The sequence below is a fragment of the Streptomyces sp. JB150 genome (assembly GCF_011193355.1).
Lineage (GTDB): Bacteria > Actinomycetota > Actinomycetes > Streptomycetales > Streptomycetaceae > Streptomyces.
Genome location: NZ_CP049780.1, coordinates 640,509 through 658,803, shown reverse-complemented (window position 1 = coordinate 658,803; position 18,295 = coordinate 640,509). Strand labels below are relative to the sequence as shown.

The window sequence follows — 18,295 nt, the reverse complement described above, 5'->3', positions numbered from 1 at the left end:
ATGGGGGCGGACATGTCCATGTCGAAAGGGTCGAACAAGCCGGTGCCGACGACGGCCCTGCGGGTCGAGGTGGGCTGGCGCGGTGGACCGGGCGTCCCCGACGCGGACGCCTCGGCGCTGCTGCTCGTCGGGGGAAAAGTCCGCTCCGACGGCGACTTCGTCTTCTACAACCAGCCCGCCCACTCCTCCGGCGCGGTCCGCCACGAGGGCAAGCGGGACGTGGGCGGCCGGGTGACCGACACCCTGCTCGTCGACCTCGCGCGCGTGGAGCCCGCCGTCGAGACGGTGGTCGTCGCCGCCTCCGCCGACGGCGGCGCCTTCGGCCAGGTGCCCGAGCTGTCCATCGAGGTCAAGGACGCCGCCCGGGGCGAGGTGGTGGCGCGCTTCGACAGCACCGACGCGACGGTCGAAACCGCGTTCGTGCTCGGCGAGTTCTACCGCCGTCAGGGCGCGTGGAAGTTCCGCGCGGTCGGCCAGGGTTACGGCAGCGGCCTGGAGGGACTGGCCACGGACTTCGGCATCACGGTCGACGAACCACAGCACGCCGCGCCTTTTGCCCCGCCCGCGGTCCCCTTCTCGCCGGCCCCTCCCTCGCCCTACGCCGCGCCCACGCCTCCCGCCCCGCCCGTGACCGCACCCTTCACGGCGCCCGCGTCCCCGCCCCCGCCCGCCGCGCCGCCCGCCGCCCCCGTCCGGCTCACCAAGGTCACGCTCACCAAGAACGCCCCGACCGTGTCCCTCGCCAAGCAGGGCGGCACCTCGGGCGCGCTGCGGGTGAACCTCAACTGGCAGGTGCACAAGCAGTTCTCGGGCTGGGGCAGCAAGCTCGGCCGGGCCGTCGCCACGCACTCCGACCTCGACCTCGACCTGTGCGCGCTGTACGAACTCGCCGACGGCAGCAAGGGCGTCGTCCAGGCCCTCGGCAACACCTTCGGCTCGCTGCACCAGCCGCCGTACATCCATCTCGACGGCGACGACCGCACCGGTGCCGTGGCCACCGGCGAGAACCTGACCGTCAACCTCGACTACAAGGACGCCTTCCGGCGCATCCTCGTCTTCGTCACCATCTACGAGGGCGCCCGCTCCTTCGCCGACCTGCACGCCACGGTCACCCTGCAGCCGCAGCACGGCGCCGCCATCGACTTCTCCCTGGACGAGTGCACGGTCCCGTCTTCGGTCTGCGCGCTCGCGCTGATCACCAACAACGGCGGCGACCTCATCGTCCAGCGCGAGGCCCGCTATCTGATCCCCGAGCACGGCGTCAGCCCGCAGCGGACCGTCGACCGCGCCTACGGGTGGGGCATGAACTGGACGCCCGGACGCAAGTGAGCCGCCCCGGCGAGCCGGGGGAGCGGCGGGCGAGCGGCGGGACGCGGTCAGCCCTCGTCGGGCACGGCGCCCGGACGGGCGTAGGTCCGGCCCTTCCACGCCGCACCGCGCCCCTGGTAGTGCCGCACCGCCGAGTCGACCGTCATCAGGAGATAGAGGAACGCGGTGAAGGGCAGCAGAGGCGCGAGCCACAGGGGCTGCCGGTAGTAGCGGAGCATCGGCACGTACGTTCCCGCCATCACCAGCCACGCCCCGCCGCCGAGCGCTCCCGCCGCCGTGTCGCCCGCGAGCAGCCCCGCGGCGAGTGCCGCCGGCGGCACCAGGTAGACGACGGCCAGTCCCGCGACGGTGCCGAGCAGCAGCAGCGGGTTGTGCCGCAGCTGGGCGTAGGCGCTGCGCGAGACCATCCGCCACAGGTCGTGCAGGCGCGGATAGGGGCGCACGCTGTCCACCCGGTCGGCCAGCCCCAGCCACAGCCGGCCGCCGCCGCCGCGCACCGCGCGGGCCAGGGCCACGTCGTCGATCACCGCGTGCCGGATGGCGTCCGGGACGCGCGCCCGCTCGGCGGCCTCGGTGCGCAGCAGCACACACCCGCCCGCCGCGGCCGCCGTCCGCGCGCCTGGCCGGCCGATCCACCGGAAGGGGTACAGCTGCGCGAAGAAGTAGACGAACGCGGGGACGACCAGCCGCTCCCAGAAGCTCTCCACCCGCAGCCGCGCCATCTGCGAGACCACGTCGAAGCCGCCGGTGCGGGCCGCGGCCACCAGCGTGCGCAGGCTGTCCGGGGCGTGCGCGATGTCGGCGTCCGTCAGGAGCAGGTACTCGGGACCCCGCGCGCGTGCCTCCCTCATTCCGTGCCGCACCGCCCACAGCTTGCCGGTCCAGCCCGCGGGCGGCTCGCCCGGCGACACCACGGTCAGCGGCAGCCCGCGCCGCCGGCGCGCCAGCTCCAGCGCCAGCTTCCCGGTGCCGTCCGTGCTGCCGTCGTCGACGAGGAACACCTCCGCGCGCCCCGGATAGTCCTGCCCGAGCAGCGACGGCAGGCTCACCGGCAGCACCTGGGCCTCGTCGCGGGCCGGCACGACCACACAGACGGACGGCCAGTCGGCCGGATCGCGCCGCGGCGGCAGTCGGACGTCCGTACGCCAGAAGAAGCCCTGGCCGAGCAGCAGCCACAGCCAGGCGGCGAGGGAACCGGCGGCGATCCACGCGAGGGGGCTCACCCGCGCAGTGTGCCCCACGGCGGCGGGCGGCACGGGCACATCGACTATCGTGGCCGGGTGAAGATCGCGCTCATGGACTCAGGAATCGGGCTGCTGGCGGCGACCGCCGCGGTACGGCGCCTCCGCCCCGACGCCGATCTGGTGCTCTCCCTCGACCCCGACGGCATGCCCTGGGGGCCGCGCACCCCCGAGGACCTCACCGCGCGTGCCGTGGCCGTCGCCGAGGCCGCCGCCGCGCACCGGCCCGACGCCCTGATCATCGGCTGCAACACCGCCACCGTCCACGCCCTGCCCACGCTGCGCGCCCGTCTGGAGCCCGGCATCCCGGTCATCGGCACCGTCCCGGCGATCAAGCCGGCCGCGGCCGGGGGCGGCCCCGTCGCGATCTGGGCCACGCCCGCCACCACCGGCAGCCCCTACCAGCGCGGACTCATCCGCGACTTCGCCGCCGGGGTGCCGGTCACCGAGGTGCCGTGCTGGGGGCTCGCCGAGGCCGTGGAGCACGCGGACGAGGCGGCGATCGACGCGGCCGTCGCGGCGGCCGCCGAGCTGACGCCGGCCGAGGTCACCACCGTCGTCCTGGGCTGCACCCACTACGAACTCGTCGCCGAGCGCATCCGCGCCGCCGTGCGGCGGCCGGGCCGTCCGCCGCTGGTCCTGCACGGCTCGGCCGGTGCCGTCGCCGCGCAGGCGCTGCGCCGCATCGGCGCCCGCCCGGAGCCCGGGAACGCGGCGCGCGGCGGGGTGACGGTGCTGCTGAGCGGACGCGAGGGCGCGCTGCCCGAGCCCGCGCTGGCCTACGAGGAGGGCCGCCTGCTCGCGCCGGCCGCCGTTCCCGCGCGGGTGGCCGATCCGCGCTGACGCCGCCGGTCACGGGCTCGTGAGGACCGCGCGGGGGAGCCGCGCGGGGAGTGGAGAGGCGCGCGGGTGGTCCGGCCGGGCCGGCGCGCGCGAGGCCACCTGCCCGGGTGGGCCAGTGACGGTGCGCGACGGGCTACCCGCCCAGCGAAAGCTGAGTAACCTCAAGGACATGAGGCACCACCCCCCGGACGCGCACGCGCCCCACCCCGACGTCTGGACCGGCCGGGCCACCAACCGGGTCCAGTGGCTGCTGGCGCTCATCGGCGCCGCCTGCCTGGCGCTGGGCATCGAGCTGGCCGTGGACTCCGCGTGGACGAACGGCATCGCCCCGCTGGTCATGGCCGTCGTCGGGTGCATCGCCGCGGGGCTGCTGGTCCTCTTCGGCACCCTGGCCTTCGTGCACGTCGCGCTGCGGGTGGACCGGGAGTGCCTGGAGATCCGCTGCGGGCACATCGGCGTACCGCGCCGCCGCATCCCCCTGTCCGACGTGGTGGGCGCGGACTTCACGCCGTACGTCACACCGCGTCACTGGGGCGGCTGGGGCTACCGCTGGCGTCCCGAGAAGGGCACCGCCGTCGTCGTACGGCGCGGTGAGGGCGTGATCCTCCGGCTGTGGGACGGGCACACCCTCACGGTCACCGTGGACGACGCCGAGGCGGCCGTACGGGTCATCCGGGACCGCCTGCTGCCCCGCGCGCCCGGAGAGGCCCGCTGACCCCGGACGCCCCCTCACGGCCGCTCCGCGCCGGGGGACGGCTCGCTGTGCAGGGGCCGCGCGGTCGCCAGTCCCGCGAGCAGGCCCGCACCCGCCGTCACCGCGGTGAAGCTCAGCGCGTTGCCGACCGCGCAGACCACCGCGACCGCCGTCAGCGCCGCGCCCGCGGTCAGCGCCACCGGCGTGGGGCGCGCGGTGCGCCACAAGGAGCAGAGCAGCCAGCAGAACACCGCCGCCAGGAGGAGCAGCCCGACGAGGCCCTGCTCGGCCGCCTGCTGCAGCGGTGCCGAGTGCGGCTTGCCGTCGGACAGCGGTGCGGCGGCCACGGCCTGGCTCAGCTCCTCGAACCGCCCCGGCCCCACGCCCAGCGCCGCGTCCCCGCGCGCGAGGGCGAGCGCGTCCCGCCACAGCTCGATCCGGTGCCGGGTCAGCGGCCCTTCCAGCGACGCGGACACCCCGGCGGGCAGTACGCGCGCGGCGACCGCCCAGATCCCGGCGGCGACCAGTAGCGCGGCCAGCGCCAGCCCCGCGAGTGCGGGTCCCCGGCGCCGTACGCGGGCGGCGGCGAGCGAGACCAGCAGCACCGCCGTGCAGGCCACGGCGCCCGCCGTAGAGCCCACGAGCGCCGCGGTCATGGTGATCCCGGCGGCCAGCGCGCCGAGCAGCGGCCGCAGCGGGCCGGCGCCGGCCGACCAGGCGGCGCAGCAGGCGGCGCCCGTGGCCAGGGCCGGCAGGGCGGCGACGGCCCCCGCGTGCCCGAGCGGGGCGCCGGGCGCCGGTCCCGGAGCGAGGTGCGGTACGGCGACGGTCAGGGCGAGCCCGGCCAGGGCGCCGGCGCAGGGCGCGGCGACCGGCAGCAGCGAGGCGCCGATCCGCCCGGCGGCGTGTCCGGCGGCCACGGCGAGCACCGCCAGCAGCACGCCCTCGGGCCGGCCGCCGTGCGCCGCCGCCGTGATCAGCGACCATGCGGCACAGGCTCCGAGCACGGCCACCCCCGCCGCGTCAGAAACGTTTCTTCGCTCGTCGTCGGCGTCCTCACCGGCCACCGACGCCATCCTCGTGGACCCCACGACCCCACCCGCCCCCGAAACCGGTCCCCCGACCTGTGACGGACCCGTCCGCCGCCCGCTTCCCCGACGGACGGCTCACGGCTCGGGCATACCGTAACGGCTGGTGGGCGGTTTTGTGGATGAGCCGGGACGAGATGTACGAGCGGGGCTGGGGGGGGCGCGGAGGGCGCGGAGGGCGGGCGCTCGAGACGAGGGGGCGCCGGGGGCCGGAGCGGAGGGCCGGGGCGGGGACGGCCGCGCTGTCGGCTGCGGGGAAGGCCGCCGTAGACTCCCGGAGTGACCGTCACCGCAACCTCCGTCGGCGAGTCGGACGACGTGCGGCCGCGGACCGCGTCCGCACCGCGCGGCGCGCACCTGCAGCGCCTCGTCCCGGCCGCCACCGCGGCGCTCTCCGGAGTGCTGCTCTACGTCAGCTTCCCGCCCCGCACCCTGTGGTGGCTGGCCCTGCCGGCCTTCGCCGCCTTCGGCTGGGTGCTGCGCGGCCGCGGCGTGAAGGCGGGCCTCGGCCTCGGCTATCTGTTCGGCCTCGGCTTCCTGCTGCCGCTGCTGGTGTGGACGGGCGTGGAGGTGGGTCCCGGCCCCTGGCTCGCCCTGGTGGCGATCGAGGCGCTGTTCGTCGCCCTGGTCGGCGCGGGTGTCGCCGCCGTGTCACGGCTGCCCGCCTGGCCGGTGTGGGCGGCGGCCGTGTGGATCGCGGGCGAGGCGGCACGCGCGCGGGTGCCGTTCCACGGCTTCCCGTGGGGCAAGATCGCCTTCGGTCAGGCCGACGGTGTCTTCCTGCCGCTGGCCGCCGTCGGCGGCACCCCGCTGCTCGGCTTCGCGGTCGTCCTGTGCGGCTTCGGCCTGTGCGAGGTGATCCGGCTCGCGGTGGACGCCCGCCGCGCCCGCGCGGTGCGGCGGTCCGCCGCGCTGACCGCGCTGCTCGGCCTGGCCGTGCCGCCGCTCGCGGCCCTCGCCGCCCTGCCGCTGGTCAGCGACAAGGCCGAGACCGGCACCGCCACGGTCGCCGTCATCCAGGGCAACGTGCCCCGCGCGGGCCTCGACTTCAACGCCCAGCGCCGCGCGGTGCTCGACTACCACGCGCGCGAGACGGAACGGCTGGCCGCCCGGGTGAAGGCCGGGAAGGTCCCCCGGCCCGACTTCGTGCTCTGGCCGGAGAATTCCTCCGACATCGACCCCTTCGCCAACGCCGACGCCCGCGTGGTCATCGACCGTGCCGCGAAGGCCATCGGGGTGCCGGTCTCCGTCGGCGGTGTCGTGGCACGCGACGGCAAGCTGCTGAACGAGCAGATCCTGTGGGACCCCGAGAAGGGACCCGTCGACACCTACGACAAGCGGCAGATCCAGCCCTTCGGCGAGTACCTGCCGCTGCGCTCGCTGCTCGACGCGATCAACGAGGACTGGACCGGCATGGTCCGCCAGGACTTCAGCCGGGGCGGCGAACCGGGCGTCTTCACCCTCGCCGGCGTCAAGGTCGGCCTGGCCACCTGCTACGAGGCCGCCTTCGACTGGGCCGTGCGGGACACCGTCACCCACGGTGCGCAGATGATCTCCGTACCGAGCAACAACGCGACCTTCGACCGCAGCGAGATGACCTACCAGCAGCTCGCCATGTCGCGGATCCGCGCGGTCGAGCACAGCCGGACCGTCACCGTGCCGGTGACCAGCGGCGTCAGCGCGATCATCCTGCCGGACGGCACGATCACCCGGAAGACCGGCATGTTCGTCGCGGACTCCCTGGTCCAGGAGGTGCCGCTGCGCTCCTCCGAGACCCCCGCCACCCGGCTCGGCGTCCTGCCCGAGATCGTCCTCCTGCTGGTCGCCGCGGGCGGCCTGGGCTGGGCGGTCGCCGCGGCCGCGCGCGGGCGGCGCGCGGCTGCCGTCTGACCCCACGGCCGTCGCGTACGCCCCGGAACGCGCGCGGGCGGACCGGACGGCCCGCTAGGGTCGGGCGCATGGCTACTCCCGACTTCATCCGCACCCTGCGGGCCGCCGCCGGACACCAGTTGCTGTGGCTCCCCGGGGTCACCGCGCTCGTCTTCGACGACGAGGGCAGAGTGCTGCTCAACCGCCGCACCGACACCCGCAGGTGGTCGCTGATCGGCGGCATCCCGGACCCGGGCGAGCAGCCGGCCGCCTGCGCGGTGCGGGAGGTCCACGAGGAGACCGGGGTGCGGTGCGTCCCCGAGCGGGTGGTCGTCGTGCAGGCGCTGGCCCCGGTGACGTACGAGAACGGCGACGTCTGCCAGTACATGGACATCACGTTCCGCTGCCGCGCCGTGGGCGGTGAGGCGCGGGTCAATGACGACGAGTCGCTGGAAGTCGGCTGGTTCGAGGTGGACGCGCTGCCGGAGCTGGACGAGTCCGAACTGCTGCGGATCAAGCAGGCCGTGTCGGACGCACCCACGTGGTTCGAGCCTATGCCTTCGCAGTGAACTGTGGGGGCTGACCACATGGGGCGGGGGGCGGGGGCTGCCTAGGGTCGAGGACATGACCGCGCCTCGTGACCTTCCCGGCCCGCCGCCCGTGCCCTCCGGTTCCCCGTCCGGGCCGTCCACGCCTCCGCTCGACCTGGGGGGCCGTACCGCTCTCGTCACCGGGGCCGCCGGTGGCATCGGCCGCGCCTGCGCGCTGCGGCTCGCGGCCGCCGGGGCCAAGGTCAGAGCGGTCGACCGGGACGACGCCGGCCTCGCCGCGCTCACCGAACAGGCCGGAGGCCTGGCCGGCACCGTCGAGCCGCACGTCCTCGACCTCACCGACCTGGACGCCGCCGAACTCGTCGCCGCCGGCACCGACGTCCTCGTCAACAACGCCGGACTGCAACTGGTCCGGCCGCTGCAGGAGTTCCCGCCCGACGTCTTCCACACCGTCCTCACCGTGATGCTGGAGGCCCCGTTCCGGCTGATCCGCGGCGCCCTCCCGCACATGTACGGGCAGGGCTGGGGCCGCATCGTGAACATCTCCTCCGTGCACGGGCTGCGCGCCTCGCCGTACAAGTCGGCGTACGTCGCCGCCAAACACGGGCTGGAGGGCCTGTCCAAGACCGCCGCGCTCGAGGGCGCGCCGCACGGCGTCACCTCCAACTGCGTGAACCCCGGCTACGTCCGCACCCCGCTGGTCGAGCGGCAGCTCGCCGACCAGGCGCGGGCGCACGGCATCCCCGAGGAGCGGGTCCTGTCCGAGGTGCTGCTCCAGGACAGCGCGGTGAAGCGGCTCATCGAACCGGAGGAGGTCGCGGAGGCGGTGGCGTACCTGTGCGCGCCGCAGGCGTCCTTCGTCACCGGCACCTCGCTGGTCCTCGACGGCGGCTGGACCGCGCACTGAGTCCGCCCCGGCGGCCCGGAGTCGTCCACAGGGCTGCCGGGGCGACCGCGTCATGGTGAATGCTGTGAGCATGTCCCGCGATCATGTGCAGTCCGCCCAGCGAGCCGCCGGGGGAGGGAAGCCGCCCGCCGCCGGCGTGCCGGGCGTGCCCGCCCACGGTCTCACCCCGCCTGAGGAGGACGCCGAGGCGCCGTTCCTCGAACTGCTGGCGCGCGGTGCGCCCGTCGACGCCTACGAGCGGCCGGTGCTGCTCGCCCGCGCCGAGGGCCGGCCGGGCGAGCGGATCGCCGCGCTGGAGCGCGCCAAACTGCTCGCGCTGCGGGTGCGCGCGGAGCTGGAGGGGCGGCGCCGCCGCGAGGCCGAGCTGTCGGCGCTGTTCGAGACCGCCCACGACCTCGCCGGGCTGCGCGACCTGGACGCCGTCCTGCAGGCGATCGTGCAGCGCGCCCGCTCCCTGCTCGGCACCGACGTGGCGTATCTCAGCCTCAACGACCCGGTCCGCGGCGACACCTACATGCGGGTCACCGAGGGCTCGGTCGCGGCCCGCTTCCAGCAGCTGCGGCTCGGCATGGGCGAGGGCCTGGGCGGTCTCGTCGCGCAGACCGCCCGCCCGTACGTCACCGACGACTACTTCAAGGACGACCGCTTCCAGCACACCGACGCCATCGACGCGGGCGTGCGCGACGAGGGACTGGTCGCCATCCTCGGCGTGCCGCTGATGCTGGGGCACCACGTCATCGGGGTGCTCTTCGCCGCCGACCGCCGTGCCCGGGTCTTCGAACGCGAGCAGATCGCGCTGCTCGGCTCCTTCGCCGCGCTGGCCGCCGCCGCCATCGACACCGCCAACCTGCTCACCGAGACCCGCTCCGCCCTCGCCCGCCTGGAACGCGCCAACGAGATCATCCAGGACCGCAGTGGCGTCATCGAACGCGCCTCCGAGGTGCACGACCGGCTCGCCGAACTCGTGCTGCGCGGCGGCGGGGTGCACGACGTGGCCGCCGCCGTCTCCGAAGTCCTGGACGGCACCGTCGAGTTCACCGAACCGGACGGCGCCCCGGCGAGCGCCCTGGACGAGTCCCGCGCCGAAGGCCACGCGGTGCGGCACCAGGACGACTGGATCGCCGCCGTCGCCGCCGGCGGGGAACTCCTCGGCGCGCTGGTGCTGCGCGGCCATCCCGGCCTCGACCCGGTCGACCAGCGCACCCTGGAGCGCGCCGCGATGGTCACCTCCCTGCTGCTGCTCGCCCGCCGCTCCGCCGCCGAGGCCGAACAACGCGTGCGCGGCGAACTGCTGGACGACCTGCTGGACGCCCGCGACCGCGACCCGCGGTTGCTGCGCGAGCGGGCCGCCCGGCTGCACGCCGACCTCGACGCCACCCACGTCCTGCTGGCCGCCCGGCTCGACGGCCCCGCCGCCGACGCCGACCAGGAGGCCGCCGCCCGGCGCCGCCTGTGGTCCGCCGCCTCCCACCTCGCCGCCACCCGCAAGGGACTGGCCGCGGCCCGTGACGGCGGTACGGTCCTGCTCCTGCCGCTGGCTTCCCACGACACCGCCACCGAACTCGCCCGGCGCACCGCCCGCCACCTCGGCAGAGCCGTCCACGAGGCGGTCACCGTCGGCGCCTCCCCGCCCGTACGGGACCTGGCGGCCCGCCCCGACGGGGTGGCCGCGGCGTACACGGAGGCCCGCCGCTGTCTCGACGCCCTGCGCCTGCTCGGCCGCACCGGAGACGGCGCCGCCGCCGACGACTTCGGCTTCCTCGGACTGCTGCTGGCCGGCGACCGGGACGTGACGGGCTTCGTGGACCGCACCATCGGCCCGGTGGTGGCGTACGACGCACGGCGCGGCACCGAGCTGCTGCGCACCCTCGACGCCTACTTCGCCTGCGGCATGAGCCCCGCCCGCACCAAGGACGAGCTGCACGTCCACGTCAACACGGTCGCCCAGCGCCTGGAACGCGTCGCGCGGCTGCTCGGCGACGACTGGCAGACGCCGTCACGGGCCCTGGAGATCCAGCTCGCCCTGCGCCTGCACCGGCTGTCGGCACCGGAACGCCGCTGACCGCGGCCCCCGTACGCACCGGCGTACACGGACCGCGGCCAGCGGGCGGGCGGGTCAGACGGTGTGCGCGTCCGTGGCCCGCGCGCTCTCGGGCGTGGCGTCCGCGGGGGACTCGATGTCGGCCAGGTCGCGGTTGCGGGTCTCCTTGGCCGCCGCCACGGCGACGACGGTGAGCAGCGCCGCCGCGATCACGTACAGGGCGATCCACGTGGAGCCGCCGGTCGCGTCCAGCAGGGCGGTCGCGATCAGCGGGGCGGGGGCGCCGGCCGCCACCGAGGAGAACTGGGCACCGATGGAGGCGCCCGAGTAGCGCATCCGGGTCGCGAACATCTCGGAGAAGAAGGCGGCCTGCGGGGCGTACATCGCTCCGTGCAGCACCAGGCCGACGGTGACCGCGAGGAGCAGGCTGCCGAAGGAACCGGTGTCGACGAGCGCGAAGAACGGGAACATCCACAGGGCCACCCCGACCGCGCCCACCAGGTACACGGGCCGGCGCCCGACCCGGTCCGACAGCGCGCCCCACAGCGGGATGACGGCGAAGTGCACGGCCGAGGCGATGAGCACCGCGTTGAGCGCGGTCTGCTTGGAGACGTCGGCGGCGGTGGTGGCGTAGACGAGGATGAACGCGGTGACGACGTAGTAGCTGATGTTCTCCGCCATGCGCGCGCCCATCGCGATGAGCACGTCCCGCCAGTGGTGCCGCAGGACGGCCACCAGCGGCAGCTTCTCGACCTCCGCCGACCGCTCCGCCTTGCGCGCCTCGGCCTGCGCGAGCGCCTGCCGGAAGACGGGCGACTCGTCGACGGACAGCCGGATCCACAGCCCGACGATCACCAGCACGCCGGAGAGCAGGAACGGGATCCGCCAGCCCCAGCTGGTGAACGCGCTGTCGGAGAGCACGGCGGTCAGCAGCGACAGCACACCCGTGGCGAGCAACTGCCCGGCCGGCGCGCCGGTCTGCGGCCACGAGGCCCAGAACCCGCGGCGCCGCGCGTCCCCGTGCTCCGACACCAGCAGCACGGCCCCGCCCCACTCGCCGCCGAGCGCGAAGCCCTGAACGAGCCGCAGCACGGTCAGCAGGACGGGCGCGGCGCTGCCGATCGTCGCGTGTGTCGGCAGCAGGCCGATCGCGAACGTCGCCCCGCCCATCAGCAGCAGACTCAGCACCAGCAGCTTCTTGCGCCCGAGCCGGTCACCGTAGTGCCCGAACACCAGCGCCCCGAGCGGGCGGGCCGCGAAGCCCACCGCGTACGTCAGGAACGACAGCAGCGTTCCCACCAGCGGATCGGACTCCGGGAAGAACAACTGGTTGAAGACGAGCGCGGCCGCGGAGCCGTAGAGGAAGAAGTCGTACCACTCGATGGTGGTGCCGATGAGGCTGGCGGCGACGATGCGCTTGAGGTTGGAGGGGGCTGGTGGAGCGGTCGCGGGGGAGGACATCGGCACCACTTCCTGGCGGTTGACGGGGACGTGTTCGTGTCGCCATACCGTAGGAACGTGCAGGTCAGAGTCGTATGTGGTGGGACACCATAGTTCTGTGATGGGGAGTGCGCGTGCCCACCATGGGGGCGCGCCCGAAGCCTCTGCGAGATCCTCGACGAGGCCACGAAGGGCACTGTCCGAGTTGCGTTATTCGGGCATGATTTGGAGGCGCCGTGCTGACTCCCGTGCTGGTTCGGTGCTGACTGCAAGCCCATGTCATCACCCCTTCTCACCCGTCCCGTGCTGACTTGGTGCTGACTACGCTGCGTAGGACTCGGGCATCTGGGATGGACCGGGCTGCTGATCAACCATGTGATCACCCTTCGAGGCAGCATCTTGCGACTGACCGGACTTGCCACGTCGTACGTCGTCCTTGCTGTTCTCGGCGGGGTGAGGGCCCGGAGGAAGGGAGCGCCGGTCAGCCCACACAGACTTATGGGACGATGAGCTGTCGATTGCGCACAAGCGGGAAGCTGGTATTGATCAGAAACGGTTTGGGTTTTGGGTCGTTGGGTGGGTGTGAGCGAACGGACGGCGGCGAGTCAGTCTTCGCCGACCAGGTCGGCATCCGCTCGGACCAGGTCACCGGCCGGACCTGGGGTGAGAAGGGGAAGACCCCCGTGGTGCGGCGGAGCGGGAACCGGTTCTCGGTCAACGCGATGTCGGCGATCAGCACCAAGGGCCGGATGCACTTCATGGTCTTCACGGAGAGCTTCACCGCCGAGGTGATGTGCCGCTTCCTGGACCGGCTCGCCGGCCACTTCGACCACAAGGTCCACCTCGTGGTCGACGGGCACTCCGCCCACCGTCCCAAAAAGGTCCGCGACTGGCTCGCCGCCCACCCCGATGATGTCGAACTGCACTTCCTGCCCCCGTACGCGCCCGAGCTGAACCCCGACGAGCTGGTCAACGCGGATCTCAAGCACAGCCTGCCCCGGCAGCACCGGGCCCGCGATCAGGCCGAACTCGCCGCCGAGACCCGCCGCTTCTTCCGCAGGCGTCAGCGTCAGCCGCACATCGTCCGCGGCTACTTCGGCGGCCCACACGTCCGCTACGTCATGGACGAGAACCCCATGAGTTTCTGATCAATAGATTCAGACGACGAGACCGCAGGTTCGGGCCGACCGGACTCCCCGGAAATACGGTGTCGCCTGAGGCGCACTCCATACTGCGCGGCCCGGGGCGGCGCCCATGGTGGAGCGCCGCCACTTGGCGAGCCCCCTTCACGTCACCGGCGCCACCTCCAGCGCCGGACGAGCCGACCGGCGCGGGCACGCCAGGAAGGCCGCGGTCGCGCGTGCACCGAGGCGAGGATCGTCGCCCGTTCCGACGGAGTGGCCCCGCGCGTCAGCCAGATCAGGGTGAGGTGTCGCACCGTGGTGCGCGCGAGGACGAGGCCCGCGGTGATGGTGCTGGCTGGCCCGAAAACGTGCGGCAGTGCGCTCAGCAGGTCGAAGATCGTGTCAAGTGTCATGCTTCGGCTCCTGGCCCGAGGGCTCTCCTGAGTTCGGGCTTCAATCGGCCCTGAGGAGAGGCCGGTCGGCGACCGGCCCGAACAGATCACCCCGGTGCCGTATTTCTTCGCCCGCTCCGAGCGGAGGCACCCCCTGAAGCCTGCTCACCGATCGCCACGACCTGGCAGGATGGGAGGAATTCTTCAGCGCGGCATGCCGGGGGAAGTGGTGAAGAAATCGGTGAACGCGCGGCCTCTGCCATCGGGGCGAGGGCGCAAGCTCGACTGGACGTCGGTGGCGGACTGTTTTGACGAGACGGCCCGTCCCCACAGCGCCTGGTTGTGGCGAGCCTTGGCGCACTGGACTGCCGAGCACGGCGACCCCGAGACCGGGTGCCAGCCCCGGAACAGGACGGTCGGCGCATGGCTCGGCTGCAGTGAGTCCGCCGTGACGGACTGGCGCAAGGGCAATCTGTGGAACCTCGAGTGGTTCGTAGTCGTGCGGTCCCGGGTGGGCTGCGACCCTGCCACCTGCGATTCGCCGTACGCGGATGAGGAGCAACTGTTCCGGCGTCTCCATGCTGCGGACCAGGAGGAGAAGGAGGGCAGGGACGTTGTGGTGCCCGTCCGCCGGTCACCGGCCCGCATCGACACGGCCGTTCCCCGGCCCACCGGCTCTTCGACCCGGCGTATGGACCTCCGCGACCGGTCGGTCCCGGCCCAGCAGGATGAGAGCCGTGCCGCCCTCCGCAAGGTCGACACGGTGGACCGCCGGACCGTCCGCATCTGGGAGTCCGTCGTCCCCCTGCTCGACGACCCCAATCGGGCCGCCGTCCACCTGCGGGACCTCTACGTAACCCGCCGGGCTCAGAAGGTGCTCGTCCGGAGCCTCAAGAACCAGCTAGTCAACCGCCGTCCCCAGGGAAGTGCCGTACTCGGCGAGCCCGGCACCGGCAAGAGTTGCGTGCTCTGGGGAGTGCGCGAGGAACTCCGCGCCGCCGGGTGGACGGTCGTGGCGGTCTCGGCGTCCGCCCTGCTCGACACTCCCGGCCGCCCCGCGGATCTCAGACTCCCGGATCTGCTGACAGCTCTTGAGGCTCATCTGTCGGGCATGCGCGCCCGGAAGACGCCCCGGCCAGTCGCTCTTCTACTGGACACCGTGGACCTGCTCCTCCATGACGGCACCGACCAGGGGCGCAACCGGCTGGTGGCCCTGATCAGGGATGCCCGCAGGCTGGGTGTTGCCGTCGCTGTCGCCTGCCGGTCGGTCGAGGCACGCAGGCTGGAGGATCGCGACCTGGAAGGCGTCGAGGCCCTGCTCACCAAGGAGCACTTGGAGGGCTACGACGATGGCCGCTCGGCGGCGGGTGGCGGACAGCACGTCGGCGCCCCGTGGGAACCGGGCTCCGAGCTCGATCGCGCCGTGGAGGCGCACCTGCGCGTCTTCTGCCGTGAGTATGGAGTGCCGAGCCCACGTGAGGAAAACAGCCGGCACGGCCGCGGCCCGGTGGAGCCGCTCGCCCAGCGCATGCGGTCGACGCTCGTGTACGCGGCGGCACGGGGGCTGCCGCTCGGACAGTTGATCCGACACCCGCTTTCCTTGCGCATGCTGTTCGACGTCTACGCCCCCGCCGGCCCGCGGGACAAGGACATCGACGTCACCGACCTCTTCCGGGAGTACTGGGAAGCTCGTGTGGTGGAAGACGTCCGGCACGCGGTCTTCGACGACGGCCCGGCGGACGACGAGACCCGTTGGGACCTCTCAAAGGAGGTACGGGTCCTGGGCCTGGCGATGCTCCGCGAGGGCAAACCGGAACTGCACCGCGCGAATGCACTGAGTGCCCTCAGGGCGCATGCGGACCTCAAGTACCAACGCGCACGGCAGGCAGTATCCGTGCTGCTGCGCCGCGGTGTGCTACGCAAGGTCGACGGCGACCGTATCTCCTTCCACCACCAGGCGTTCGCGGAGCACGCGGCCGGACAAGCCCTGCGGTGCGCTGGACAGGGACTTGCCGCGGCTGCAGACCGCGTGACCCGGCACCCGGACGACCTCTTCCTCGCCGAGGCAGCCAAGCACGCCTTCCACATCGCGGATCGCGACGGTGCGGCCGGCTGGCACACCGCGCTGGACACGCTGATGCGGCACGAACACGCCGCCACCCGGCTCACCGCCCTGCGCATCCACGCCGGTCTGCGCCACCCCCCGAAGAGCTTGGTCTTTCTGGCTGTGAAGACCCTGCGGGACGCCGACCCGTGGCAGACCGCGTCCTACATGACGGTGCTCACCGGCACCAGCAATCCGGCCCCGTCGGCCTGGCCACACACCCTTCGCGCCATCTGGAACCGCGAGGACCCCCAGGACCGACGCCGGGCACTGATCGCCGTCACGCACCTCGCGCACCAGCAGCCGCAGCAAGTCGCACAGTTCCTCTCCTCCCTCGGCCTGCTCGACTTCGCGGACGTTGAACAGCTGAAGTGCCTCCCGTACGGCCGAGATCTGACCCTCTTCCTGCTCTGCCTGCATATCGCGGCACCCGAGCAATGCGCGACCGGCGTCAGCAAGCTGCTGGAGGCGGCAGTCACCTTCCGGAACAAGTCCGTCCTGCTGCACACACTGACGGCTCTGGCGCACCTCACGGCCCGGCACCCCGGTCCGTACGGCGCCCATGCCGCAGGCCTGCCCGGACTCCTCGACGGTCTCCAGCAGAAGCAGTGGCAGGCATCCCTGGACAAGCTCGTCGACGCAGCCGCCCCAGCGTGGGCGTCCACGCTACGAGCGGCCACCGCCGAGCAGATCGAGGACACCGCCTGTTCCCTGGCCGAACATCTGACGGCCGGCCCTGCGGCACCTTCGGATGCACTGCGTCTGCGTGCCCTGGCGCAAGTGTTCGCCACCGGGTCTCGCAAGCTCGTCCGCAGGTGCCTGGATCGCCTCGCGGAGGCGGCTACCTCGCCCGAGTCCGCCGAGCCCGTCGCCAAGTACCTGCTGGCGCCCCTCCTCTCTCAGGATCCTCAGCAGACCGGCGTCGCCGCCGCCCGCGATTGGTGTCGGGGCCATCTGTCGCCGACGGAGCTGACCCACGACAGTGATGCCGAACATGGCGCCACGGGCGTGGTCGCCAGGGCCCTCGCCGTGGACAAGGTGCCCCTGCCCGCCGAGACGGTGGCGGCCTGCCTGCCGTCACCGCCGGACCCGGCCCGCTGTCGCGACTCCACGCTGCGGCGCTGGCTGTGCGACCCGTGGCCACCCTCCCTCACGGTGGCCGCCGCCGCAGGAGGCCACGCCGTGGCCAAGCGGGCCCTCGCCCTGCACGTCGACATGGAGCCGCCCGCCACCGGTGCCTACGCGGTACGGCTACGGGAAGCGCTCGGCCGACTCGCGGCCGACCACCCCGGTGCTCTGCTCGGTCCACTGCAGCAGGACGCCACTCACAGCGGCGACCTGAGTGGACTGAAACGCCTGGCCACCATGGGCCCCGACATGCTGACCGGCGTCCTCGAGGACCCCGGACACCGGGAGACACTGCTCACGATCGCCAAGACCCTCCAGGACTCGCCCACCGGTCTCAAGGCACTTGGCGTCAAGCTGCAGACCCTGGCGACCACCCAGGGCGGCCTACTCCCGACCACCGTCGACGAGACGGTCGCCCTTCTCACGGCCACACGCAACGCCGAGACCCATAAGGCCATCCTCAGCAGCGTCAGCGACCAACTGCACAGGCACGCCGAGCACTGGCGAAGTCAGGACCCGTTCGGCAAGCTCGGCCCGGTCTTGGATGCGATGGAGGACCGAGGACGAGAGAAGCGTGCCACGGCCGGCCCGCCGTACGACCACCATGCCCGGCAGTTCATGCTGGCCGCCAACGAGGCGTACCTCCTACGGATCGCCCTGCACGCCCACTTCGACGACCTCTCAGCTCGACCCGTCAACCAACTTCTCCACGACCTGGAAGACTTGGCCTTCGCGCATCTCCCGCTCTTCCTCCCGCCAGGTGACAGAGAGATCGCGCTGCACGCATGGCGCCGACGCTTCGAGCACCTGCCCCACCTGTGCCGCCGCCTCGCCGCCGCGAACCACCGGGAGGCTGCCCGTGCCCTCCTGGACCGCGTGCTCGACTTCACCAACCGGGTCCACCCCTCCGGCAAGGGCAACTGGCGCGACGGCCTGGCCAACGACTGGCGACGCTACCTCCGCGTGGTCAGCCTCGAAGACAGGGAGCAGCTGACCGAGACCATCCTCGATTTCGCCCTCAGGGACATCGCCTTCGCCAAGCAGCTGGTGGAGGTCGCCGGCCAGAGCCTCGGCGACATCTCGCCCGAGCTGTACGCCCTGATGCGTGACCCGCGGACGCCGCCCGCCCTCCTCCCGGCCCTGCGCAGTACGGCATCGTGGGCGGGGCGCGCGGCACATGGCGAGGCATGGACGGAGGTGTTCACAGAGGTCGCGTGAGGTGCGGTCGGCAACGCGCCTTCGGCCGACAGACAGGTGCGGATCGCCGTCCCGTAGTGCCGGGCGAGCTCGACGATCTCCGGGTTGCGGACCGTGAGCTGCCTGCGCAGCCGCTTGAGCTGCTCACGCTCGGCGGAGGTCAGCTCGCCGGGCTGGTCCTGGCCGCGGTCGGCCTTCGCCTGCTTCACCCAGCCTCGCAGGCCCTCAGCACTCACGCCGAGATCACGGGCGACCTCGGTGACCGTCTTGTCGGAGGCCGGCGCCAACTCGACGGCATCGCCCTTGCACTCCTCCGTGTACCGCCTGCTGCGGTTGTTCTTGCTCAA

At 73.1% G+C, this 18,295-nt stretch carries 12 protein-coding genes and 1 pseudogene; 9 read left to right on the top strand and 4 right to left on the bottom strand.

Annotated features, from left to right (window positions below):
* The first annotated feature begins 18 nt into the window (after positions 1-18).
* The gene (locus tag G7Z13_RS03055) at positions 19-1,329 is read left to right on the top strand and encodes a TerD family protein (RefSeq protein ID WP_166004570.1); all 1,311 of its coding nucleotides are present in this window, start codon (positions 19-21) and stop codon (positions 1,327-1,329) included.
* Positions 1,330-1,376: 47 nt separating this feature from the next.
* Here the strand turns inward: G7Z13_RS03055 and G7Z13_RS03050 are convergent, their stop codons facing one another.
* A complete protein-coding gene (locus G7Z13_RS03050; protein ID WP_240926098.1) occupies positions 1,377-2,552 on the bottom strand; it encodes a glycosyltransferase in 1,176 nt (391 codons plus the stop codon).
* Between the two features lie 57 nt (positions 2,553-2,609).
* Between G7Z13_RS03050 and G7Z13_RS03045 the strand changes: the two genes are divergently transcribed.
* A complete protein-coding gene (locus G7Z13_RS03045; RefSeq protein ID WP_165995780.1) occupies positions 2,610-3,413 on the top strand; it encodes an aspartate/glutamate racemase family protein in 804 nt (267 codons plus the stop codon).
* 169 nt (positions 3,414-3,582) lie between these two features.
* Positions 3,583-4,128, top strand: coding sequence for a hypothetical protein (locus G7Z13_RS03040; protein ID WP_165995778.1), 546 nt, complete (start codon positions 3,583-3,585; stop codon positions 4,126-4,128).
* 14 nt (positions 4,129-4,142) lie between these two features.
* Here the strand turns inward: G7Z13_RS03040 and G7Z13_RS03035 are convergent, their stop codons facing one another.
* Positions 4,143-5,183: an O-antigen ligase family protein gene (locus G7Z13_RS03035; protein ID WP_166004566.1), complete on the bottom strand. Its 1,041-nt coding sequence runs from the start codon at positions 5,181-5,183 to the stop codon at positions 4,143-4,145.
* A 291-nt stretch (positions 5,184-5,474) separates the two neighbouring features.
* Here G7Z13_RS03035 and lnt point away from each other — a divergent pair, with 291 nt between their 5' ends.
* The 4 genes from lnt (at position 5,475) to G7Z13_RS03015 (ending at position 10,584) form a co-directional block, all read left to right on the top strand.
* Positions 5,475-7,085 (top strand): apolipoprotein N-acyltransferase, encoded by a 1,611-nt coding sequence (lnt, locus tag G7Z13_RS03030; RefSeq protein ID WP_165995776.1) that lies wholly within the window; start codon positions 5,475-5,477, stop codon positions 7,083-7,085.
* 68 nt (positions 7,086-7,153) lie between these two features.
* Complete coding sequence (locus G7Z13_RS03025) at positions 7,154-7,633, top strand: NUDIX domain-containing protein (RefSeq protein WP_165995774.1); 480 nt, start codon at positions 7,154-7,156, stop codon at positions 7,631-7,633.
* 55 nt (positions 7,634-7,688) lie between these two features.
* Positions 7,689-8,522 (top strand): 3-hydroxybutyrate dehydrogenase, encoded by an 834-nt coding sequence (locus tag G7Z13_RS03020; protein ID WP_240926097.1) that lies wholly within the window; start codon positions 7,689-7,691, stop codon positions 8,520-8,522.
* A gap of 70 nt (positions 8,523-8,592) precedes the next feature.
* The gene (locus tag G7Z13_RS03015; protein ID WP_165995772.1) at positions 8,593-10,584 is read left to right on the top strand and encodes a GAF domain-containing protein; all 1,992 of its coding nucleotides are present in this window, start codon (positions 8,593-8,595) and stop codon (positions 10,582-10,584) included.
* 54 nt (positions 10,585-10,638) lie between these two features.
* Here G7Z13_RS03015 and G7Z13_RS03010 read toward each other — a convergent pair whose 3' ends face one another.
* Positions 10,639-12,024 (bottom strand): MFS transporter, encoded by a 1,386-nt coding sequence (locus G7Z13_RS03010; protein WP_165995770.1) that lies wholly within the window; start codon positions 12,022-12,024, stop codon positions 10,639-10,641.
* Positions 12,025-12,602: 578 nt separating this feature from the next.
* On the opposite strand from G7Z13_RS03010, the pseudogene G7Z13_RS03005 reads away from it, so the two are divergent.
* Positions 12,603-13,151 (top strand): annotated as a pseudogene (locus tag G7Z13_RS03005) (IS630 family transposase); the annotation flags it as partial.
* A 143-nt stretch (positions 13,152-13,294) separates the two neighbouring features.
* Here the strand turns inward: G7Z13_RS03005 and G7Z13_RS03000 are convergent.
* The gene (locus G7Z13_RS03000) at positions 13,295-13,540 is read right to left on the bottom strand and encodes a hypothetical protein (protein WP_165995768.1); all 246 of its coding nucleotides are present in this window, start codon (positions 13,538-13,540) and stop codon (positions 13,295-13,297) included.
* Positions 13,541-13,967: 427 nt separating this feature from the next.
* On the opposite strand from G7Z13_RS03000, the gene G7Z13_RS33500 reads away from it, so the two are divergent.
* A complete protein-coding gene (locus tag G7Z13_RS33500) occupies positions 13,968-17,969 on the top strand; it encodes a hypothetical protein (RefSeq protein ID WP_240926095.1) in 4,002 nt (1,333 codons plus the stop codon).
* Positions 17,970-18,295: the final 326 nt, after the last annotated feature.